Here is a 22,086-nt window from a genome sequence, read left to right on the forward strand (position 1 = left end):
CGCCCGCCCGGCTCAGTCCGAACCCAGCGCCGCCCGCACCACGTCGGGCTTGTTGGTGATGATCCCGTCGACTCCGTAACCGGCGACTTCGCGGGCGGTGGCCGCGTCGTCCACCGTCCAGGCCAAGAGCTCCAGCGACCGGCCGTGCGGTCCGGCCAAGGCGTGCACGGAGGCGACGTACCCCTGGGAGAGTGACCCGTACGAGGGATTGATCAGATCTGTGAAGCGCGTGAACCGGTGCAGCTCCGCCACGGTGGGCGTACCGAGGTAGCCGGTGATGACCGCCGGCTTCAGCTCGTGCACGGTCCGCACGCTGTCGGCGCTGAAGCTCTGCACGATCAGCCGCCCCAGGTGCCCGCCGTCCAGCCAGCCCTCGTTGTCGAGGAGCTTCAGCGTCTGCTGCTCGATGCCCGGGTACAGCTCCGGATTCTTGATCTCAAGGAGGAGTTTCTCGTGGTTGTGTTCGATCCGGCGCATGTACTCCTTCAGCGTCGGCACGCGCGCGCCCGCGTACGCGGGGGAGAACCAGCTGCCCGCGTCCAGCCGGGCGATCTCGGCGGCGGTGAAGTCCCGCACCTTCCACGGCGCCCGGTCGGGGAAGACCTCCTCGACGTCGGTGGTGCGCCGCAAGGTGTCGTCGTGCAGGACGACCAGCTCGCCGTCCTTGGTGCGCTGGACGTCGTTCTCGACCCAGGAGAAGCCCAGTTCGGCGGCCTTGTCGACGGCGGCCAGCGTGTTCTCGGGTGCGTAGGTGGAGGCGCCGCGGTGGGCGATCACCACGGGCATGCCGTGCTCGCCCGCCCGGGCATCGGACGTGGGGCTCAGCAGGGCGATCACCGTCCCCAGGGCCGCGGCGACCGGGGCGGCGACTACGCGCGCGTACATGCGTACTCCTCGCATCGAGCGGATACGGACAGCAACAGACTGACAGCATCGAGTCAACGCCACTCGGCGCACGGCGGCCACACATTGAATGGAGTTGTCCAAGTCCGCACACCGGTGCCGCACAACTGCGGCAAGGCCGTGTTTCTTTGCCGGAAAATCGTTCGACCCTTCCGGTGGGGGTCATACTCTCTGCGACAACCCTGACCGCCCGTGCGGTCCTGGGACGGGGCGTATTCGGGTTTTTCCGGGACAGAAGAAGGCGGGAAGGGCAGCCGCGGATGCAAGGCACGGTCGACGGATTCAGCTACGGGGCCGTCACCCCGTTGGTGGCCTACCTGATGGCGTGCCTCGGTGGCGCCCTCGGCCTGCGCTGCACCACACGATCCCTGCTGGTCACGCACGCACGGCGGCCCGCCTGGCTGGCCCTCGGCTCGGCGGCGATCGGCTCCGGCATCTGGACCATGCACTTCGTCGCCATGATGGGCTTCAGCATCAAGGAGGCACCGCTCCACTACGACAAGCCGATGACCTATGCGAGCCTCGGTCTCGCCATCGTCATGGTCGGCGTCGGGATCTTCATCGTCGGCTACCGGGGCGCCACCGGTACCCCCCTCTTCACGGGCGGCACGATCACCGGTCTGGGCGTCGCCTCGATGCACTACCTCGGTATGGCGGGCGTCCGCTTCCACGGACGGTTCACCTACAACACGTTCACCGTCGCCGCCTCCGTCGTCATAGCGGTGGTGGCCGCCACCACCGCCCTGTGGGCCGCCGGACAGGTGCGGGGCTTCCTGTGGAGCGTCGGCGCGAGCCTCGTCATGGGGCTCGCGGTCAGCGGTATGCACTACACCGGCATGGCCGCGCTGAGCGTCCACCTCGACGGCCCCTCCCACACCGCCGGGGGCGTGCCCGCCGCGTCCGTGCTGGCGCCCATGCTGATCGGCCCGCTCGCCTTCCTGCTCCTCGCGGGCGCCGTCGTGATCTTCGACCCGCTGATGGTCACGGGCCGCCCCGACTGGCGGCCCGTCGAGCAGAAACCGGGCGTCCCGGCCACCGCCGTCGCCTCCCACACCGAACGCCGCCCCACCGATCACGACGGGCGCCGGCCCGTGCGCCGAACCGAGCACCACGCCTCCCGGACCCCGCAGAACCGCTGATCGGAGCCGGTTGTCAGTGCGGGGTCGTACGGTTGATGTCATGCGGCCCGTTTCCCACATCGAACGCACGGTGGCGCCCTTCGAGGTCGTCAGCCCCTACCAGCCCAGCGGCGACCAGCCGGCGGCCATCGCCGAGCTGGCCAAGCGCATCGAGGCCGGCGAGAAGGACGTCGTCCTCCTGGGCGCGACCGGCACCGGCAAGTCCGCCACCACCGCGTGGATGATCGAGAAGCTCCAGCGCCCCACGCTCGTGATGGCGCCGAACAAGACGCTGGCCGCCCAGCTGGCCAACGAGTTCCGCGAGCTGCTGCCGAACAACGCCGTCGAGTACTTCGTCTCGTACTACGACTACTACCAGCCCGAGGCGTACGTCCCGCAGTCGGACACCTACATCGAGAAGGACTCCTCGATCAACGAGGAGGTCGAGCGCCTGCGCCACTCGGCCACCAACTCGCTGCTCACCCGCCGCGACGTCGTCGTGGTCGCCTCGGTGTCCTGCATCTACGGCCTCGGTACTCCGCAGGAGTACGTGGACCGCATGGTCACCCTCAGGGTCGGCGACGAGATCGACCGGGACGAGCTGCTGCGCCGCTTCGTCGACATCCAGTACACGCGCAACGACATGGCGTTCACCCGCGGCACCTTCCGGGTCCGCGGAGACACCATCGAGATCTTCCCGGTCTACGAGGAGCTGGCCGTCCGCATCGAGATGTTCGGCGACGAGATCGAGGCGCTGTCCACGCTGCACCCGCTCACCGGCGAGATCATCAGCGACGACCAGCAGCTCTACGTCTTCCCCGCCTCCCACTACGTCGCCGGCCCCGAGCGCATGGAGCGGGCCGTCAACGACATCGAGAAGGAGCTGGGGGAGCGCCTGGCCGAGCTGGAGAAGCAGGGCAAGCTCCTGGAGGCCCAGCGCCTGCGGATGCGCACCACCTACGACATCGAGATGCTCCGCCAGATCGGTACCTGCTCCGGCGTGGAGAACTACTCGATGCACTTCGACGGCCGCTCGCCCGGCTCCCCGCCCAACACGCTGCTGGACTACTTCCCGGACGACTTCCTGCTCGTCATCGACGAGTCGCACGTCACCGTCCCGCAGATCGGCGCGATGTACGAGGGCGACGCCTCCCGCAAGCGCACCCTCGTGGACCACGGCTTCCGCCTGCCCTCCGCCCTGGACAACCGGCCGCTGAAGTGGGAGGAGTTCCAGGAGCGCATCGGGCAGACCGTCTACCTGTCGGCCACCCCGGGCCCCTACGAGCTGTCGCGCTCGGACGGCTTCGTGGAGCAGATCATCCGCCCGACCGGCCTGGTCGACCCGGAGGTCGTGGTCAAGCCCACCGAGGGCCAGATCGACGACCTGGTGCACGAGATCCGCAAGCGCACCGAGAAGGACGAGCGGGTCCTCGTCACCACGCTGACCAAGAAGATGGCCGAGGACCTCACCGACTACTTCCTGGAACTCGGCATCCAGGTGCGCTACCTGCACAGCGACGTCGACACTCTGCGCCGCGTCGAGCTGCTGCGCGAACTGCGCTCCGGTGAGTACGACGTCCTGGTCGGCATCAACCTGCTCCGTGAGGGCCTCGACCTGCCCGAGGTGTCCCTGGTGGCGATCCTGGACGCCGACAAGGAGGGCTTCCTCCGTTCGGGCACCTCGCTGATCCAGACCATCGGCCGCGCGGCGCGCAACGTCTCCGGTCAGGTCCACATGTACGCCGACAAGATCACCCCGGCGATGGAGAAGGCCATCGAGGAGACCAACCGCCGCCGGGAGAAGCAGGTCGCCTACAACAAAGCGAACGGCATCGACCCGCAGCCGCTGCGCAAGAAGATCAACGACATCGTCGCCCAGATCGCCCGTGAGGAGGTCGACACGGAACAGCTCCTCGGCTCCGGGTACCGCAAGACGAAGGACGGCAAGGGAGCGAAGGCCCCCGTCCCGTCGCTCGGGGACAAGGCGGCCAAGGGCGCGAAGGCCGGAAAGGCTGCCAGGACGGCCAAGGAGAAGGCGGTGCCCACGGACCGTCCCGCGGCCGAACTGGCGGAGCAGATCGAGGAGATGACCGAGCGCATGCGTGCCGCCGCCGCGGAGTTGCAGTTCGAGATCGCGGCCCGGCTGCGCGACGAGGTCTCCGAGATGAAGAAGGAGCTGCGCCAGATGCGGGAGGCCGGCCTCGCCTGAGTCTCCGCCCGGTACCGGCCCCCGGCCCCGCACGCCAAGTGTTGCAACCCCGACACAAAGCCCGGGCCGGGGGTCGGCACCACCCGTGGCCCTGCGTAGTGTTCTGATCAACCGCGCGGTGCGCAGCAACGGCTCGGCGCGGCAACAGGGGACCGTCGAGAGGGGATTCAGCCGTGTCCGTCAACTTGTCCAAGGGTCAGGCCATCAGCCTGGAGAAGAAGGACGGGGCCACCCTGACGGCGGTCCGCATGGGCCTCGGCTGGCAGGCGGCCAAGCGGCGCGGCCTGTTCGGCTCCCGCACCCGCGAGATCGACCTGGACGCCTCGGCCGTCCTCTTCGCCGGTGCGGAACCCAAGGACGTCGTCTTCTTCCGCCACCTGGTCAGCGACGACGGTTCCGTGCGCCACACCGGTGACAACCTCGTCGGCGGCGCCGGCCAGGGCGGGGACGACGAGGCCATCTTGGTGGACCTGCAACGCGTCCCGGTCCACATCGACCAGATCGTGTTCACGGTCAACTCCTTCACCGGCCAGACCTTCCAGGAGGTGCAGAACGCCTTCTGCCGTCTCGTGGACGAGACCAACGGCCAGGAACTCGCCCGTTACACCCTGGCCGGCGGCGGCGAGTACACCGCCCAGATCATGGCCAAGGTGCAGCGGGCGGGCTCCGGCTGGACGATGACGGCCATCGGCGCCCCGGCCAGGGGCCGTACCTTCCAGGACCTGATGCCGGCGATCCTGCCGCACCTCTAGGGCCTGTCCGCCAGTGCGCGTCCGCCGCGCGACGCCACGCACGTAGTGTCGCCGCGCCGGCCCCGGACCCGAGCACGTCCTGTACGAGGGCCTGGGCCCGGCGCTCCCCCGGCCTTCGGCCGGGGGAGCGCCAGAGCACGCACCGGACGCCGCGGGGGCGCCCTGCGGACGACGACGGGAAGGTGACGACAGGGCCCTGGCACGGGACCGCCCGCTCACCCGGCGCGGCACGCACGACCGAACGACACAGGGGGGCGACGGCGATGGGGGCCGAGCTGGTGCGGGGGCAGAACCACCCGCTGTCCCAGGTCCGGCTGGAGATCCGGATCTCGGCCGGAGTGCCGGTCCTCGCCGGGGCCACGCTCGGCGACGAGCACGGTGCGGTGCACGGCCGCCAGTGGGTGGCCCACCCCGGTGCCCCCGTCCTGGCCGGGGTCGAGGTGCCCCGGCAGACGGCCGCCGAGCACCGCCTGGCCGTCGACCTGGCCGCCCTGCCCGAGGCCGTGCACCGCGTCGACGTGTTCCTCGCCCTGCCCACCGGCACGGCGGGCCCGCTCGGTTTTGGCGCCGTCCCGGCCCCGCACACCACGGTGAGCGGCCACGACGGCACCGAACTGGCCTGTTACACCCTCACCGGCCTGGACACCGAGACGGCCGTGATCGCCCTGGAGCTGTACCGCAGACACGGCGCCTGGAAAGTGCGCGCGATGGGCCAGGGCTATGCGAGCGGCCTCCCCGCCCTCCTCGCCGACCGGGGACTGCCCGACGCGGACGACCTCGCGACGGCTATCCAGCAGGCGGTGGGCCAGGGCCTGCCCGGTGCGACACCCGTTCCGCCGACCGATCGCGATACCCGGACCACTTCCGCCGCGGCACCGCAGGCCCCGCCCGCCCATCAGGCGGTGCCCACTTCTCAGCCCACCACCGCTTTCCCGCCTTCCCCACCCGCGTCGGCTTCTCAGCCCGCCACCGGGTCCCAGTCGTCCGCTTCCGGACCGGCGGAGCCGCCGCGTTCGTACGACCCGCAGAGCCCTGACGAGGATGGCGGCCCCGATCCCCACCAGCCGGGCGGCCCCGTCGACTACACACACCCGCGCCGCACCCGCGGCCTTCCGTCTCCGTCCCCGGCCCCCTCGGTCGCCGACGGACAGCCCCCTCGGCCCGTTGCCGGGGACGCCGTGGGCTGGTCGATGGAGGAACGGCTGTACAACCAGGTCTGGGGGATGTTCGAGGACCTCGCCCGCACCACGGCGGCCTACCGGAGCGCCATCGACTTCGCCGACTCCCGCCTGGAGAAGGAACTGGACCAGGCCCTCGCCGACCCCCGCACCAGGCTCGGCACGGCGGGCGGTGCCGCGCGCGAGGCGGCCCACGCTCGCCGGACCCAGTTGGCCGGCCAAGCGCGGGCAGCCTTCGATCGCGACCTCGCCCAGCTCATCGCCGAGGCCGAGGTGGTCGAGCCCGCGCTCCCGCCCGCCTACGCCCGCTGGGACAGCCCCGTCTGGCACGCCTACCGCGTCCCTGCCGAGCCGCCGATGGCGTTGCGGCTCGGTGATGTCCACCTGCCCGAAAGCGCGCCCCTGCGTATCCCCCTGCTGGTCCGGCTGCCCCTGGAGAGGGGGCTGTGGATCGACGGCGGTCCGTCGGCGGCCGGCGCCGCTCCCCTGACGGACCCCGCCGAGCTGCGGCACCTGGCGATGTCCGTGGCCGCCGCCCTCGCGGCGCGCCTGCTCGCCGTACACCCGGCTGGGGAGTTCGCCGTGCAGGTGGTCGACCCTGCCGGTGCCGGGACCCGCGCGCTGCTGCCGCTGACGCGGGCCGGGGTTCTCGCGCCGCCGGCCGCGACCGGGGCGGCGGGTGTCTCGCAGACGCTGGAGCGGCTCACCCGGAGGGTCGACCTGGTGCAGATGGCGGTGCGCGGCGGCGCGGCCGAGTCGCTGCCGGCCGATGTGGACACCGCCCAGCAGCTCCTGATCGTCAACGACTTCCCGCACGGATTCGACGACCGGTCGGTGACCCGGCTCCGGTACCTCGCCGATGAGGGGCCGGCCGTCGGCGTACACCTCCTTCTCGTCGCCGACCGTGAGGAGGCCACCGCCTACGGCCCCTTGCTCGATCCACTGTGGCGTTCGCTGCTGCGACTCACCCCGCTGCCCGACGACCACCTCGCCGATCCGTGGATCGGCCACGCCTGGACATACGAACCCTCACTGCCCCCGGCCGGCGACCCAATCGTGCACGCCGTGCTCACGGAGGTCGCCAGAGCCCGCACCAAGCACTGGTAAAGTACGCCTGACCAGCCAACTTGGCATTTACTTTACTTATTGCTTTACCTTTCCTTGGTGATTGGGGTACAGTCTTCCGTACGGAGGGGAGTACTCCTTGACTGCGGCGCACCCGTCAGTACGGACCGGTCCGGTCCCGGGGCGTCGGCCCATTGCGGGTGGAAGAGACCTCCGGCAGCGACAACGCTGATGTGTTTGCCGTCATGTAATGCCGGAGGTGCAGTGGAAGTCTCCATGACCCTATGGGTCCTCACCATCGCGGGTCTCGCCGCCCTGATCGCGGTCGACTTCTTCATCGGGCGCAAGCCGCATGAGGTGTCGATCAAGGAAGCGGGCATCTGGACGGTCGTCTGGATCGCCCTGGCCGGTCTCTTCGGTCTCGGCCTCCTCGTCTTCGGGGGCGGGCAGCCGGCCGGTGAGTTCTTCGCGGGCTTCATCACCGAGAAGTCCCTGAGCGTCGACAATCTCTTCGTCTTCGTCCTGATCATGGCGAAGTTCGCGGTGCCCGCGCAGTACCAGCAGCGCGTCCTGCTCGTCGGCGTCCTCATAGCCCTGGTCCTGCGGGCCGTCTTCATCGCCGCCGGGGCCGCGATCCTCGCCAGCTTCTCCTGGGTGTTCTACCTCTTCGGTGCCTTCCTGATCTGGACCGCCTGGAAGCTCATCCAGGAGGCCCGTACGGACGAGGCCGACGAGGAGTACGAGGAGAACAAGCTGCTGAAGGCCGTGGAGCGCAAGTTCGGCGTGGCCGACCGGTACCACGGCACCAAGCTCTGGATCCAGCAGAACGGCACGCGCGTCATGACCCCGATGCTGGTCGTGATGCTCGCCATCGGCACCACGGACGTGCTGTTCGCCCTGGACTCCATCCCCGCGATCTTCGGCCTGACCCAGGACCCGTACATCGTCTTCACCGCCAACGCGTTCGCCCTGATGGGTCTGCGTCAGCTGTACTTCCTCATCGGCGGACTGCTCAGGAAGCTGGTCCACCTGTCGTACGGGCTGTCGATCATCCTCGGCTTCATCGGCGTCAAGCTGGTGCTGCACGCCCTGCACGAGTCCGGTGTCCACGTGCCCGAGATCAGCATCCCGGTCTCGCTCGGCGTGATCTGCGCGGTCCTGGCCGTGACCACGGTCACCAGCTTGCTGGCCTCCAAGAAGCAGGCGGCCGAAGAGGAGGCGCGCGCCGACGGCGAGGGCGCTCGCAAGAGCAGCGTCGATGTCTGACCGAGGCGCAGCGGGAGCCCCCGGTTCCGCGTAGCCGCACAGCCAACGGGGGCATCGGCCCTCGCCGGGGGTGCGTGAGCCCTCGCCGGGGGTGCGTGAGCCCTTGTCGGGGGTGCGTGAGCCCTCGGCGAGGTCAGCGGTCCTCGGCGCGTCTCATCGCCCCTCGGCGGCGTCTCGTAGTGACGCGGGCGCCCGGCCCCACCGGCGCCGGGCCCCGCACCGGAAAGGATGAGAGGTATCCGGAAAGAACGGAATGCGAACTCTGTACGCCTCTGCGACCATCGCCGCATGATCACTCGGCTCCGGTCGCTCACCCGACAATGGACGATCCTCGTGCCGGTGCTCGCGGTCGTCCTACTGGTCTTCACCTGGGGCCGGGGCATGCCCGGCGCGGTCGTCGCCCTGATGACCGTCGTTCTCGCCGGTGCCGTCCTGGCGGCCGTGCACCACGCCGAGGTGGTCGCCCACCGAGTCGGCGAGCCCTTCGGTTCCCTGGTGCTCGCCATCGCCGTCACGATCATCGAGGTGGCGTTGATCGTCACCCTCATGGCCGACGGCGGTAACAAGAGTGCCACCCTGGCCCGGGACACCGTCTTCGCCGCGGTGATGATCACCTGCAACGGCGTCGTCGGGATCTGCCTGCTCGTCGCGTCCCTGCGGCACGGCACGGCCGTCTTCAACCCCGAGGGCACCGGCGCGGCGCTGGCGACCGTGGCGACGCTGGCCACGCTCAGCCTGGTGCTGCCGACCTTCACCACCAGCAAGCCCGGACCCGAGTTCTCCACCATCCAGCTGACCTTCGCGGCGCTGTCCTCACTGATCCTGTACGGGCTGTTCGTGGCCACCCAGACCGTGCGCCACCGCGACTACTTCCTGCCCATCACCCGGCAGGGCGAGGTCATCACCGCCGAGGACCACGCCCGGCCCCCGTCCGCGCGCACCGCCTGGACCAGCCTCGGCCTGCTCGGGCTGGCACTGATCGGCGTGGTCGGCCTGGCCAAGGGCGTGTCGCCCACGATCGAGTCGGGCGTGGCGGCGGCGGGCCTGCACCAGGCCGTCGTCGGTGTGATCATCGCCCTGCTCGTCCTCCTGCCCGAGACCATCGCCGCGCTGCGCTCCGCTCGCCGCGACCGGGTGCAGACCAGCCTCAACCTGGCGCTCGGCTCGGCGATGGCCAGCATCGGCCTGACCATCCCGGCCGTGGCGCTCGCGTCCGTATGGCTGTCCGGGCCGCTCGTCCTGGGCCTCGGCGCGACCCACATGCTGCTGCTCGCGCTGACCGTGGTGGTCAGTTCCCTGACCGTTGTGCCGGGCCGGGCCACGCCCCTCCAAGGGGGTGTCCACCTGGTGCTGTTCGCCGCCTACCTGGAACTGGCGATCAACCCGTAGCGGGCTGGAAGTCCCCGACGCGTCCGGTCAGCCCGTGACCGGTTCGACCGCCGGCATGGGCGCCGGCCGCGTCTCCGGCAGCAGTGCGAAACAGGCCAGGCTGACCAGCGCGATGCCCGTGAGGTACGCCCCCACGCCCCAGGGGACCCGTCCGCCCCGCTCCGCGAGAGTCGTGGCGACGATCGGGGTGAGGGCGCCGCCGAAGACCCCGCCGAGGTTGTAGCCCACGGCGGCGCCCGTGCAGCGCACCCGGGCCTCGTACAGTTCCGGCAGGTACGCGGCGATCACCGCGAACATGGTGATGAAGGCGATCAGGGCGCCCAGGATGGCGAGGAACATCAGCAGCGGCTCGCCGGTCGCGAGGAGGGCGACCATCGGCAGCATCCACAGGGCGCAGGCAGCGCACCCCGTCAGACACAGCGGCCGGCGTCCGTACCGGTCGCCGAGCAGCGCCATGACGGGCGTGAGCGCGCCCTTCACCAGCACCGCGCCCATGACGCACGTCAGCATGACCGTGCGGCTCACGCCGAGCCGTTCCGTCGCGTACGCCAGCGACCAGGTCGTCACCGCGTAGAACACCGCGTAACCGACCGCGAGGGCTCCGGCCGTCAGCAGCACCAGCCGCCCGTGGTGGCGTACGACCTCCACGAGCGGCACGCGCGCGTGGTCGTCGATCTCCAGGAAGCGGGGACTCTCCCTGAGGGAGGAGCGCAGCCACAGACCGGCCAGCGCGAGGACGCCGGCCGCCCAGAACGGCACGCGCCAGCCCCACCGGGCGAACTCCGCGTCGGACAGCCCTGCCGACAGCGCGAGCACCACCCCGTTGGCCAGGACGAAGCCGAGCGCCGGCCCGATCTGGGGGAAGCTCGACCACAGGGCACGCCGCCCGGCGGGAGCGTGTTCGGCGGTCAGCAGCACCGCCCCGCCCCACTCACCGCCGAGCCCGAGCCCCTGGAGGAAACGCAGTACGAGCAGCAGCACGGGCGCGGCCACGCCGATGGTCCCGTAGGACGGCACACAGCCGACCGCGACCGTCGAGGCGCCGGTGAGCAGCAGCGAGACGACGAGCACCGGACGCCGGCCGCGCCGGTCCCCGAGATGCCCGAAGATCACCGAGCCCAGCGGCCGGGCCACGAACCCCACCCCGAACGTTCCGAACGCCGCGAGCGTCCCGGCGACCGGCGAGAACGTCGGGAAGAACAGCGGCCCCAGGACCAGAGCCGCCGCGGTCCCGTAGACGAAGAAGTCGTAGAACTCGATCGCTGTCCCGGCGAGCGAGGCGGCGGCGAGCCGCGGCATGGACGGGGCGTTTACGGCGTGTGCATCGTGCATGCCGCGTCAACTACCCACAGTGATCAAGGGTTACGGGGGCGTGCGGAGGTGATCACGGGACGTGGGTGCGCGCCGTGGCGACCGGCGGACGGGGCCCGCTGCCGGTGCCGACCGGCGTGATAGACCGGGTGCGAGCGGCGGTCGTGGACGGACCGCCCCGAACGGACCGGAGGAACCGTGCCCCGCACCCTGGCCAACGCCCCGATCATGATCCTCAACGGGCCCAACCTGAACCTCCTCGGTCAGCGCCAGCCCGAGATCTACGGCCACGAGACGCTGGCCGACGTCGAGGCGCTCTGCGCCAAGGCGGCGGCCGCGCACGGCGGCACGGTCGACTTCCGGCAGTCCAACCACGAGGGGGAACTGGTCGACTGGATCCACGAGGCGCGGCTGGGCCACTGCGGGATCGTCATCAATCCCGGCGCCTACTCGCACACGTCGGTCGCCATCCTGGACGCGCTCAACACCTGTGACGGCATGCCCGTGCTGGAGGTGCACATCTCCAACATCCACCGGCGCGAATCGTTCCGGCACCACTCCTACGTCTCGCTGCGCGCCGACGGCGTGATCGCGGGATGCGGGGTGCAGGGCTATGCGTTCGGCGTGGAGCGGGTCGCGGCACTGGTCGGGGCGGCGCGAGCGGACGCGTGACCCGCGCGCGGGACCTACAGCCGGCCCGCCTCCACGATCCGCCGCAGGAAGCGCCGCGTGCGCTCCTGCCGCGGGTCACCGAAGACCTGCTCGGCGGTGCCGCGCTCCAGCACGACCCCGCCGTCCAGGAAGCAGACCTGATCGGCGACGTCCCGCGCGAAGCCCATCTCGTGCGTGGCCAGCACCATGGTCATGCCCTCGTCCTTGAGACCGCGCACCACCTCCAGCACCTCGCCCACCAGCTCGGGGTCGAGCGCGGCCGTGATCTCGTCCAGCAGCAACAGCCGGGGCCGCACCGCGAGGGCCCGGACGATCGCCACACGCTGCTGCTGACCGCCGCTGAGCCGGTCCGGGTAGGCGTCGGCCTTGCCGCCCAGCCCGAGGCGCTCCAGCAGCTCCCTGGCCCGCTCCTCGGCCTCCGTACGGGAGACGCCGTGCACCCGGCGCGGGGCGAGGGTGATGTTGTCCAGCACCGTCATGTGCGGGAAGAGGTTGTACGCCTGGAAGACGACGCCGATCCGGCGCCGTACCGCGTCATGGTCCACGCGCGGGTCGGTGATCTCCTCGCCGTCCAGCCAGATGGCGCCGTCGTCGATCTCCTCCAGGAGATTGGCGCAGCGCAGCAGCGTGGACTTGCCCGAGCCGGAGGCGCCGATCAGCGCGGTCACCGTGTGCGGGGCGACCTCCAGACCGACGTCCCGCAGGACGACCGAGCCGCCGAAGGTCTTGCGGACGGACTCCATCCGCAGCACCGGCGCGTTGCTCGCGGGCGTGTTCTCGGGCGTGCTCACAGGGCTCCTCCCCAGGCGCTCACAGGGACCCTCCCTGGGCCCGCCGCCGGTCCATCCGGGCCGTCACCCAGTCGGTGAACCGGGTCATCGGGATGGTCAGCGCCACGAACACCAGCCCCGCGACGATGTACGGCGTGTAGTTCAGACTGCGGCCCACGATGATGTCGGCCGCCCGTACCGCGTCCACCGCACCCCCGATGGACACCAGACCGGTGTCCTTCTGCAACGACACCAGGTCGTTGAGCAGCGGCGGCACCTGGCGGCGCACCGCCTGCGGCAGGACGACGTAACGCAGGGCCTGCCGGTTGGTGAGGCCCAGCGAGCGCGCCGCGGCACGCTGCGAGGGGTGGATCGACTCGATGCCGGCCCGGAACACCTCCGCCACGTACGCCGAGTACGTCAGCGTCAGAGCCGTACCGCCCAGCAGCACCGGATCGACCGTCACGCCCTGGAGCCGCAGCGCGGGCACACCCAGGACCACGATCATCAGGTTGATGATCAGCGGCAGACCGCGGAAGAAGTCGGTGTACGCCGCCGCCAGCACCCGCAGCGGGAAGAAGACCGGGCCGCGCAGGGTCCGCGCGACCGCGATCAGCATGCCCAGGACCAGGACGGCGACACCGCAGATCAGCAGCAGGCGGACGTTCAGCCACAGCCCTTCGAGGACCTTCGGGAACGCCTCGCGCGCGTAGTGCGCGCTGAAGAACGTCTCCTTGGTGCGCGGCCAGCCCGGCGCGTTGACGACGACCAGGTAGAGCAGGGCGGCCGTGACGAGAGTGGAGAGGGCCGCGACGGCCGTGGCGCGGCGGGCACGCGCGCGTCTGTAGCGCTCGCGCGCCAGCCGCCGCTCGGAGGGCGTGTAGCCGTCGTCCGGGGCACCGCCGCCGGTGCCGCCGGTCATGTCCCCCTTGTCGTCCGCCCCCTCCCGGGCCGACTCTCCCTTGGTGACCGTCACTTGAGCACCGGGGCGTCGACGGCGTCCGAGAGCCACTGCTTCTCGATCGCGGCCAGTGTGCCGTCCTTGCGGAGGGCGTCGACGGCGCCGCTCACGCACGTGGTCAGCGCACTGCCCTTGTCCAGCACGAGCCCGAACTGCTCGGGTGTGCCGGCCTGGTTCTCGAACTGGCCGACGATCCTGGCGTTCGTCACCTCGGCGGCCGTGATGTAGAACGCGGTCGGCAGGTCCGTGATGATGGCGTCGACCTGGCCGTTCTTCAGGGCGGACTTCGCCTGGTCGTTCTTGGCGTAGACGGCGGCGTCCTGTGCCGGCTTCACGACGTCGGTGATGTAGTCGAGGCTCGTGGTGCCGACCTGCGCGCCCAGCTTCAGCTTCTTGAGGTCCGCGATGCTCTTCGCCTCGGCGGCCTTGCCGCCCTTCAGGGCGATGACCGCCTGACGCACGTCGTAGTAACCGGAGGAGAAGTCCACGGCCTTCTTGCGCTCGGCGCTGATCGACACCTGGTTGATGTCGAAGTCGAACGTCTTCACCCCGGGCGCGAACGCCTTGTTGAAGGGCACGCTCTGCCAGACGACCGCGTTCTTGTCGTACCCCAGCTGCTTCGCCACGGCGTAGGCGACGGCCGACTCGAAGCCCTTGCCGTTGGCGGGCTTGTCGTCCTTGAACCAGGGCTCGTACGCCGGTTCGTCCGTCGCGATCGTCAGTTTTCCAGCCGTCTTGGTGGCGAGTTCGCCCTTGGCGCAGCTCTTCGCGGCCGACCCGGACGGGGCGGCCGACGCCTTCTCCTCGGGCTGGGGAGCGCAGCCGACGGCGGTGGCGAGCAGGACTACGGTGGCGGCGGCGACCGCGCGGCTCAGGGCGAGAGGGGCAGCATGCATGGCGGGAGACTGGCAGTGAACGCGGCGTCTGTCCAGGTCACGACGGTGGTTGTCCGCATGCTGGGAAGGGGTGTTGCGGCCGTGTGAACGCGGTGCGCGAGGCCCACGCGCGCGTGGGCGGAGCCTGGGCCGCCGGCCGAGGGCGGGGTTGGAGACCGGCGGCCCCTACCGCTCAGGAGCCGTCATCCTGCGCGGGGCTGCTACCAGTTGACTGCGGTCGCCCGGTCTCCGGGAGTGCGCACGGAGGCCCGGTGTGTGCGAAAGGTTCACACGGGGCGCGCGGAGGGGGCGCGCACGCCGGGTGCGTGCACGGCGCACGCTCGGCTCACGCACAACTGCCATGTGCGGGGCGCGCGTACCGCCTGTACGCCGGAGCGCGCCCTGCGACGTGAGCCGATCAGGGATGCGGGTTGATCGGAGCGCGGGCTGATCGGGGGTGCGGGATGCGAGCTGGTCAGGCGCGCGAGCCGGTCGGCGCCCCGCTCACCACCCGCGCGCGTGCCACTCCGGCAGATGCGGCCGTTCCGCGCCCAGCGTGGTGTCGTTGCCGTGCCCCGGGTAGACCCACGTCTCGTCCGGCAGCACGTCGAAGAGCTTCGTCTCCACGTCGTGGATCAGGCTGGCGAACGCCTTGGGGTCCTTGCGCGTGTTGCCGACACCGCCGGGGAAGAGGCAGTCGCCGGTGAAGACGTGCGGGTGGCCGTGCGGATCGTCGTAGACCAGGGCGATCGATCCGGGCGTGTGCCCGACCAGATGGCGTGCGGTGAGCTCCACGCGGCCCACCCTGATGACGTCGCCGTCGTCGACGAGGACGTCGGTGGGCACCGGGATGCCGGGGGCGTCGTCGCGGCCGGCGTACGTACGCGCGCCCGTGCCCGCGACGACCTCGGCGAGCGCCTGCCAGTGGTCGCCGTGCCGGTGCGTGGTGACGACGGACGCGATGCCGTCGTCACCGATCATGCCGAGGAGCGTCTCCGCCTCGTTGGCGGCGTCGATCAGGAGCTGCTCGTCGGTGGCACGGCAGCGCAGCAGATAGGCGTTGTTGTCCATCGGGCCGACCGCGATCTTGGTGATCATCAGGTCTTTCAGCTCGTGCACATCCGCCGGTCCGCCGACCCTGACCTCTCCAGAGTACGTCATGAAGGTCAGCCTATAGCGCGGGAGCCCTGGTGGACGGCCGGGTCGGGCCGCGCACGGTCCGGCCTACAGCGGGGGCAGTTTCGGCAGCGTCCCGCCCCGCACCTCCAGGGCCGCCCCGTCGCGGCGCCCGGCGAGCCAGCCCACCAGGTCCGCCGGCCGGCCGGTGACCGTGATCCCGGGCTCGTCCGCCGCGCGCCCGGTCGTCCACGCGCGCGTGCCGTCCGTGACCCGGGTCGCCGGGACGTCCGGGTGCCCGCAGAACCGCTCGGTGAGGAAGCCGGTCTCCCGCTCCAGGAACTCCGCCGGAAGATCCTCCAGCTCGTACCCGGTACCGAGGTCGACGTGGTGCAGCTCCACCTCCCCCCACCGGCGGAACGGCACCCGGGACGCGGAGTCGGTGACTCCATTGCGCAGCTCCACCGTGCGCGTCCAGTCCGCGGGGGCCTCCCCGGCCGCCTGGAAGCGGGCCGCGCTCTCCCGGACGTCGGTGATCTGGACCTCCAGGGGGCGCGGGGCGTCCCGCTCGATGTCGGCGTCCCGCGCCTCGGCGCTCGCGTACATGGGACGGCCCTGGAGGACGTTCACGAGCGCGTCAGCGTTGCGGGCGAGGTGGGCCAGGACGTGTCCGCGGCTCCAGCCCGGAAGCCGTGACGGCTCGGCGAGCGATGCGTTGTCCATTGCGGTGACCGCGTTGAGGAGCCGATCCGTCGCTTCCCGTACACAGGCCAGGTCATGAGCGTGATCCATCATGGCGCCGACCCTAGTCCGACCACTCCTTCGGGTGAAGGTGACGAACCCCGCCCGGAAATCGAATGCACGTGCTATAAGGTCGAAGGCGGCGTCGGGCATGCTGGATGGCCGGGGGTTGTTATGCAACCGGGCAATCCGACCGGCGTTGTCAGTGGCTCCCCCTAGTCTGAAGAAGCACGGGGGCCCCGCCCCTGTCACTTCTCTCAAGAAAGGTGCGGACCGGCGTGGCCGACCGTCTCATCGTCCGTGGCGCGCGCGAGCACAACCTGAAGAATGTCTCGCTCGACCTGCCACGTGACTCGCTCATCGTCTTCACGGGCCTGTCCGGGTCGGGCAAGTCCTCCCTGGCCTTCGACACGATCTTCGCGGAGGGCCAGCGCCGTTACGTGGAGTCGCTCTCCTCGTACGCACGGCAGTTCCTCGGCCAGATGGACAAGCCCGACGTCGACTTCATCGAGGGCCTCTCCCCGGCGGTCTCCATCGACCAGAAGTCGACCTCGCGCAACCCGCGCTCGACGGTCGGCACGATCACCGAGGTCTACGACTACCTGCGTCTGCTCTTCGCGCGCATCGGCAAGCCGCACTGCCCCGAGTGCGGCCGCCCGATCTCGCGCCAGTCGCCGCAGGCCATCGTGGACAAGGTCCTGGAGCTGCCCGAGGGGAGCCGCTTCCAGGTGCTGTCGCCGCTGGTGCGCGAGCGCAAGGGAGAGTTCGTCGACCTCTTCGCCGACCTCCAGACCAAGGGCTACTCCCGCGCGCGCGTGGACGGCCAGACCGTTCAGCTGTCCGAGCCGCCGGTCCTGAAGAAGCAGGAGAAGCACACCATCGAGGTGGTCGTGGACCGCCTCACGGTGAAGGACTCCGCCAAGCGCCGCCTCACCGACTCCGTGGAGACCGCCCTCGGTCTGTCCGGCGGCATGGTCGTGCTCGACTTCGTGGACCTCCCCGAGGACGACCCCGAGCGCGAGCGCATGTACTCGGAGCACCTGTACTGCCCGTACGACGACCTGTCCTTCGAGGAGCTGGAGCCCCGCTCCTTCTCCTTCAACTCGCCCTTCGGCGCCTGTCCGGAGTGCACCGGCATCGGCACGCGCATGGAGGTCGACCCGGAACTGATCGTCCCGGACGAGGACAAGTCCCTGGACGAGGGCGCCATCCACCCGTGGTCGCACGGCCACACCAAGGACTACTTCGGCCGCCTGATCGGCGCCCTGGCCGACGCCCTCGGCTTCCGCACGGACATCCCCTTCGCGGGCCTGCCCCAGCGGGCCAAGAAGGCCCTGCTCTACGGCCACAAGACCCAGATCGAGGTGCGCTACCGCAACCGGTACGGCCGTGAGCGGGTCTACACCACCCCCTTCGAGGGCGCGGTGCCCTTCGTCAAGCGCCGCCACAGCGAGGCGGAGAGCGACGCCAGCCGCGAGCGCTTCGAGGGCTACATGCGCGAGGTGCCCTGCCCCTCCTGCGAGGGCACGCGTCTGAAGCCGATCGTCCTCGCGGTCACGATCATGGGGAAGTCCATCGCCGAGGTCTCCGCGATGTCGATCAGCGACTGCGCGGAGTTCCTGGGCGAGCTGAAGCTGAACGCCCGCGACAAGAAGATCGCCGAGCGGGTCCTGAAGGAGGTCAACGAGCGGCTCCGCTTCCTGGTCGACGTCGGCCTGGACTACCTCTCGCTCAACCGCGCGGCCGGCACCCTCTCCGGCGGCGAGGCCCAGCGCATCCGCCTCGCCACCCAGATCGGCTCCGGCCTCGTCGGCGTGCTGTACGTCCTGGACGAGCCGTCCATCGGCCTGCACCAGCGGGACAACCACCGTCTGATCGAGACCCTGGTCCGCCTGCGCGACATGGGCAACACGCTCATCGTGGTGGAGCACGACGAGGACACCATCAAGGTCGCCGACTGGATCGTGGACATCGGCCCCGGCGCCGGTGAGCACGGCGGCAAGGTCGTGCACAGCGGCTCCGTGAAGGAACTGCTCGCCAACACCGAGTCGCAGACCGGCGCGTACCTCTCGGGCCGCAAGTCGATCCCGCTCCCGGACGTACGGCGCCCCCGCGACCCCTCCCGGCAGCTCACCGTGCACGGCGCCCGTGAGAACAACCTCCAGGACATCGACGTGTCCTTCCCGCTGGGTGTCTTCACGGCCGTCACCGGCGTCTCCGGGTCCGGCAAGTCGACCCTGGTCAACGACATCCTCTACACGCACCTGGCGCGCGAGCTGAACGGCGCCCGGACCGTCCCCGGACGGCACACGCGCGTGGACGGCGACGACCTGGTCGACAAGGTCGTGCACGTCGACCAGTCACCGATCGGCCGCACCCCGCGGTCCAACCCGGCGACGTACACCGGTGTCTTCGACCACATCCGCAAGCTGTTCGCCGAGACCACCGAGGCGAAGGTCCGTGGCTACCAGCCCGGACGCTTCTCCTTCAACGTCAAGGGCGGTCGCTGCGAGAACTGCGCGGGCGACGGCACCATCAAGATCGAGATGAACTTCCTCCCGGACGTCTACGTCCCGTGCGAGGTCTGCCACGGCGCCCGGTACAACCGGGAGACCCTGGAGGTCCACTACAAGGGCAAGTCCATCGCCGAGGTGCTGAACATGCCGATCGAGGAGGCCATGCACTTCTTCGAGGCGGTCCCGGCGATCTCCCGTCACCTCAGGACGCTGAACGACGTCGGCCTCGGTTACGTCCGCCTCGGCCAGTCCGCCACCACCCTCTCCGGTGGTGAGGCGCAGCGCGTCAAGCTCGCCAGCGAACTGCAGAAGCGGTCCACCGGACGCACGGTCTACGTCCTGGACGAGCCGACCACGGGTCTGCACTTCGAGGACATCAGCAAGCTGCTGACGGTGCTCGGCGGACTGGTCGACAAGGGCAACACGGTCATCGTCATCGAGCACAACCTCGACGTGATCAAGACCGCCGACTGGGTCGTGGACATGGGTCCGGAGGGCGGCGCCGGCGGTGGCCTGGTGGTCGCCGAGGGCACGCCGGAGGAGGTCGCCGGGGTTCCGGCGAGCCACACGGGCAAGTTCCTGCGCGAGATCCTCGGCGCCGACCGCATCAGTGACGCCGAGCCGGTGAAGGCACAGCGGGGCGGCACGGCACGGAAGACGGCCGCGGCCAAGTCGTCGACGAGGAAGACGGTGACGGCCAAGGCCAACAACACCGCGACCAAGAAGGCGGCCACGGCCACGAAGACGGCGACGCCCGCCAAGAAGACGACGCGGGCCCGTAAGGCCTGAGCCGTCTGACGCACCATCAAAAATGCGGCGCCCCGCGGGAACCTCCCGCGGGGCGCCGTTCGTTCCACCATCAGCCGGCCCGGTCCGGCGGTCCGACAGGTCCCCGCCACCCGCAGGCCCGGTCGTACCTTGTCAACAGCACAGGGAAAGCGGACCGCTCACAGCGCGGCCGAACCGCCCAGCTCCGCCGCGTACGGCGGCTCGGCCCCCGCCCGTGAGCAGGTGATCGCCGCCGCCCGTGCCGCGAAGCGCAGCAGCCGTGTCCAGCCCTCCGTCCCGAGGGCGGCGAGCGCTTCCGCGGACAGCGCGTCCCGGGCGGCCAGCCCGTGCAGCAAGGCCGCGTTCACCGTGTCACCGGCGCCGATGGTGTCCACGACATCGACCTTCTCACCCGGCACGGAATGCTCCCCACCGTCCCGGGTGAACACGGTCAGACCGTCGCCGCCCCGCGTGACCACCACGGCCGCCGGTCCCGCGGCCAGCCACTCGCTCGGGGTGCCACCGAGCCACGCCGCGTCCTCCGTGGACAGCTTCAGCAGCGTCACCGAGGGCAGCCAGCTCTTGAACCGCGCCCGGTAGGCGTCCGCGTCCGGGATGAGTCCCGCCCGGATGTTGGGATCCAGGGCGGTGAACAGCCCCTGCCCGGCCGCGGTCCGCATCAGCTCCTCGTAGGCGCTCGCCCCCGGTTCCAGGACGAGCGAACAGGTGCCGAAGGACACCGCGCGCGCAGCGGCGGGGAGCGCGGCCGGGGCCGTGAACAGACGGTCGGCGGTGCCGTCGACATAGAAGGAGTAGGCGGCCGAACCGGCGGCGTCGAGCGTGGCCACGGCGAGGGTCGTCGGTTCCGGTCCCCGCTGGACGCCGGACACATCGACGCCGGCCCGCCGCAGCCCGTCGAGCAGGGCCTCACCGAAGGCGTCGTCCGACGTCCGGGAGCAGAAGGCGGTGCGGGAGCCGAGCCGGCCCAGCGCCACGGCGGTGTTGTACGGGCCGCCGCCGAGCGCCGGCTTCAGGCCCGCGAGGGCACCGGGGCCCTGCGGAACCAGGTCGATCAGTGCCTCACCGGCGACGACGATCACGAGGCGGTTCCCTTCTCGGCAAGCGTGGATGATGCGGTGGCCCCGCTGCGGCTGCCCGGCTCCTCCGGGCAGCCGCAGGACGTGCGGTGGACGAAAGCGCACGGCAGCCGGACCGTCCGGGGCGGCCGGTCCGGCTCGGCCAGACGGTCCAGGAGCACCCGGACGGCACGGGCGCCCAACTCCCGGCTGGGCTGGGCGATGGCGGTCAGCCGGGGCGAGAACAGGTCGGCCCAGGCGAAGTCGTCGAAGCAGCACAGCGCGAGGTCGTCGGGGACGGACCGGCCGTGCCGGCGCAGCGCGTGCAGCGCGCCGATGGTCATCGCGTTGTTGGCGGTGACGAGCGCGGTGGGCGGATCGGGCAGGGCGAGCAGGTCGGCCGTGGCCCGCTCGGCACCGGCGGACTCGGAGTTGCCGGACACCAGGAGACGCTCGTCGTATGCCAGACCGGCCGCGGTGAGGCCCTCCCGGTAGCCGGAGACGCGCTCGCTGGTGGTACTGAGCCCGGGCAGACCGGCGACCAGGGCGATCCGGCGGTGCCCCAGCCCGGCGAGATGGGTCACGAGCAGGGCTGTCGGCGCGGCGCTCTCGGCACACACCTGGTCGAAGCACGGGGGGCTCGGCGAAGCGGCGGCACCGTCCGCACCGTCGCCCGGTGCACGGTCCTCCGTCGCGCGGGCGTCGACCAGTCGGTCCAGGAACACCGTCGGTACGGCGTGACGGCGCAGGTAGCCGACGAGGTCGCCCGGCTCGGCGGACGGGGCGACGATCATGCCGTCCACCCGGCGCTCGTGGAGGAGCTGCACGACCTTGCGCTCGTGCCGGGGGTCGTCGTGCGGATCCGCGATGAGCAGGCTGTAGCCCGCCTCCAGGGCAGCGGCCTCGACGCCTTGCAGGATCTCCGTGAAGTACGGGTTGCTGATGGCCGACACCGCGAGGCCGATGGAGCGGGTGCGCGAGGTCACCAGGGAGCGGGCCAGGGTGTTCGGGGTGTAGCCGAGGGCGTCCACGGCGTCGAGCACGGCCTGGCGGGTGTGGGGGAGCACCGGACGCGTGCCGTTGAGCACGTGGGAAACGGTCGCCACGGAGACCCCGGCACTACGGGCGACATCCGCCATGGTGGCCATCCGCGCTCCCTTCCCCGAGGCTGCCGTTCGGTCGGCGCCGGCCCCGGTCTTCTCGGCTTCCGGCCGGACGCTATCCCATGGTCCCGCCTCGCGTAAACGCTTACGTAAGCGTTTACGTCCCAGAGTGACTCCTCCCGGCACACCACCGGACTCGCCTCGATGCCCTTCGGGCGGACATCCGGCCCCGTCCCCTGCCAGGGCGGCCCCCGCTCCCAGGCCGCCCCCTCTGCCCGGGTATCGTCGCCCTGCACA

At 70.8% G+C, this 22,086-nt stretch carries 17 protein-coding genes; 8 read left to right on the plus strand and 9 right to left on the minus strand.

Annotation, left to right across the window (positions count from 1 at the left end):
• Positions 1-12: 12 nt before the first annotated feature.
• Positions 13-885 carry a glycerophosphodiester phosphodiesterase gene (locus AQJ11_RS20205; RefSeq protein WP_059263942.1) on the minus strand — a complete coding sequence of 291 codons (873 nt, stop codon included), beginning with the start codon at positions 883-885 and terminating at the stop codon, positions 13-15.
• Positions 886-1,163: 278 nt separating this feature from the next.
• Here AQJ11_RS20205 and AQJ11_RS20210 point away from each other — a divergent pair, with 278 nt between their 5' ends.
• The 6 genes from AQJ11_RS20210 (at position 1,164) to AQJ11_RS20235 (ending at position 9,880) form a co-directional block, all read left to right on the plus strand.
• On the plus strand, positions 1,164-2,042 hold the full coding sequence (locus AQJ11_RS20210; protein WP_014672033.1) for an MHYT domain-containing protein: 879 nt from the start codon (positions 1,164-1,166) through the stop codon (positions 2,040-2,042).
• Between the two features lie 40 nt (positions 2,043-2,082).
• Positions 2,083-4,230 carry an excinuclease ABC subunit UvrB gene (gene uvrB, locus AQJ11_RS20215; protein ID WP_041665107.1) on the plus strand — a complete coding sequence of 716 codons (2,148 nt, stop codon included), beginning with the start codon at positions 2,083-2,085 and terminating at the stop codon, positions 4,228-4,230.
• A gap of 173 nt (positions 4,231-4,403) precedes the next feature.
• Entirely contained in the window at positions 4,404-4,982 is a 579-nt protein-coding gene (locus tag AQJ11_RS20220; RefSeq protein ID WP_014672031.1) for a TerD family protein, read from the plus strand.
• A 263-nt stretch (positions 4,983-5,245) separates the two neighbouring features.
• Positions 5,246-7,267 (plus strand): TerD family protein, encoded by a 2,022-nt coding sequence (locus AQJ11_RS20225; RefSeq protein ID WP_059263943.1) that lies wholly within the window; start codon positions 5,246-5,248, stop codon positions 7,265-7,267.
• A gap of 222 nt (positions 7,268-7,489) precedes the next feature.
• Entirely contained in the window at positions 7,490-8,491 is a 1,002-nt protein-coding gene (locus AQJ11_RS20230) for a TerC family protein (RefSeq protein WP_059263944.1), read from the plus strand.
• A gap of 288 nt (positions 8,492-8,779) precedes the next feature.
• On the plus strand, positions 8,780-9,880 hold the full coding sequence (locus AQJ11_RS20235) for a calcium:cation antiporter (protein WP_059263945.1): 1,101 nt from the start codon (positions 8,780-8,782) through the stop codon (positions 9,878-9,880).
• 27 nt (positions 9,881-9,907) lie between these two features.
• Here AQJ11_RS20235 and AQJ11_RS20240 read toward each other — a convergent pair whose 3' ends face one another.
• Positions 9,908-11,179: an MFS transporter gene (locus AQJ11_RS20240; protein ID WP_059263946.1), complete on the minus strand. Its 1,272-nt coding sequence runs from the start codon at positions 11,177-11,179 to the stop codon at positions 9,908-9,910.
• A gap of 210 nt (positions 11,180-11,389) precedes the next feature.
• Between AQJ11_RS20240 and aroQ the strand changes: the two genes are divergently transcribed.
• Positions 11,390-11,863 carry a type II 3-dehydroquinate dehydratase gene (aroQ, locus tag AQJ11_RS20245; RefSeq protein WP_014672026.1) on the plus strand — a complete coding sequence of 158 codons (474 nt, stop codon included), beginning with the start codon at positions 11,390-11,392 and terminating at the stop codon, positions 11,861-11,863.
• Positions 11,864-11,877: 14 nt separating this feature from the next.
• On the opposite strand, the gene AQJ11_RS20250 is transcribed toward aroQ, so the two are convergent.
• From AQJ11_RS20250 to AQJ11_RS20270, 5 genes are all read right to left on the minus strand, one after another.
• Positions 11,878-12,606: an amino acid ABC transporter ATP-binding protein gene (locus AQJ11_RS20250; RefSeq protein ID WP_167360870.1), complete on the minus strand. Its 729-nt coding sequence runs from the start codon at positions 12,604-12,606 to the stop codon at positions 11,878-11,880.
• A 67-nt stretch (positions 12,607-12,673) separates the two neighbouring features.
• Complete coding sequence (locus AQJ11_RS20255; RefSeq protein WP_014672024.1) at positions 12,674-13,609, minus strand: amino acid ABC transporter permease; 936 nt, start codon at positions 13,607-13,609, stop codon at positions 12,674-12,676.
• The gene (locus AQJ11_RS20260; protein ID WP_058080113.1) at positions 13,606-14,490 is read right to left on the minus strand and encodes an ABC transporter substrate-binding protein; all 885 of its coding nucleotides are present in this window, start codon (positions 14,488-14,490) and stop codon (positions 13,606-13,608) included. The genes AQJ11_RS20255 and AQJ11_RS20260 overlap by 4 nt, the downstream gene beginning before the upstream one ends.
• Positions 14,491-14,973: 483 nt before the next feature.
• Positions 14,974-15,630: an MBL fold metallo-hydrolase gene (locus tag AQJ11_RS20265; protein ID WP_014672022.1), complete on the minus strand. Its 657-nt coding sequence runs from the start codon at positions 15,628-15,630 to the stop codon at positions 14,974-14,976.
• Between the two features lie 63 nt (positions 15,631-15,693).
• The gene (locus AQJ11_RS20270) at positions 15,694-16,380 is read right to left on the minus strand and encodes a maleylpyruvate isomerase family mycothiol-dependent enzyme (protein ID WP_059263948.1); all 687 of its coding nucleotides are present in this window, start codon (positions 16,378-16,380) and stop codon (positions 15,694-15,696) included.
• Positions 16,381-16,604: 224 nt separating this feature from the next.
• On the opposite strand from AQJ11_RS20270, the gene uvrA reads away from it, so the two are divergent.
• Positions 16,605-19,631: an excinuclease ABC subunit UvrA gene (gene uvrA, locus AQJ11_RS20275; RefSeq protein WP_014672020.1), complete on the plus strand. Its 3,027-nt coding sequence runs from the start codon at positions 16,605-16,607 to the stop codon at positions 19,629-19,631.
• Positions 19,632-19,789: 158 nt separating this feature from the next.
• Here the strand turns inward: uvrA and AQJ11_RS20280 are convergent, their stop codons facing one another.
• Positions 19,790-20,710 carry a carbohydrate kinase family protein gene (locus AQJ11_RS20280; RefSeq protein WP_059263949.1) on the minus strand — a complete coding sequence of 307 codons (921 nt, stop codon included), beginning with the start codon at positions 20,708-20,710 and terminating at the stop codon, positions 19,790-19,792.
• Positions 20,707-21,834, minus strand: a complete 1,128-nt coding sequence (locus tag AQJ11_RS20285) for a LacI family DNA-binding transcriptional regulator (RefSeq protein ID WP_059263950.1) — start codon at positions 21,832-21,834, stop codon at positions 20,707-20,709. The genes AQJ11_RS20280 and AQJ11_RS20285 overlap by 4 nt, the downstream gene beginning before the upstream one ends.
• Positions 21,835-22,086 lie beyond the last annotated feature (252 nt).

Origin of the sequence: Streptomyces corchorusii (genome assembly GCF_001514055.1) — a bacterium.
GTDB lineage: Bacteria > Actinomycetota > Actinomycetes > Streptomycetales > Streptomycetaceae > Streptomyces > Streptomyces olivaceoviridis.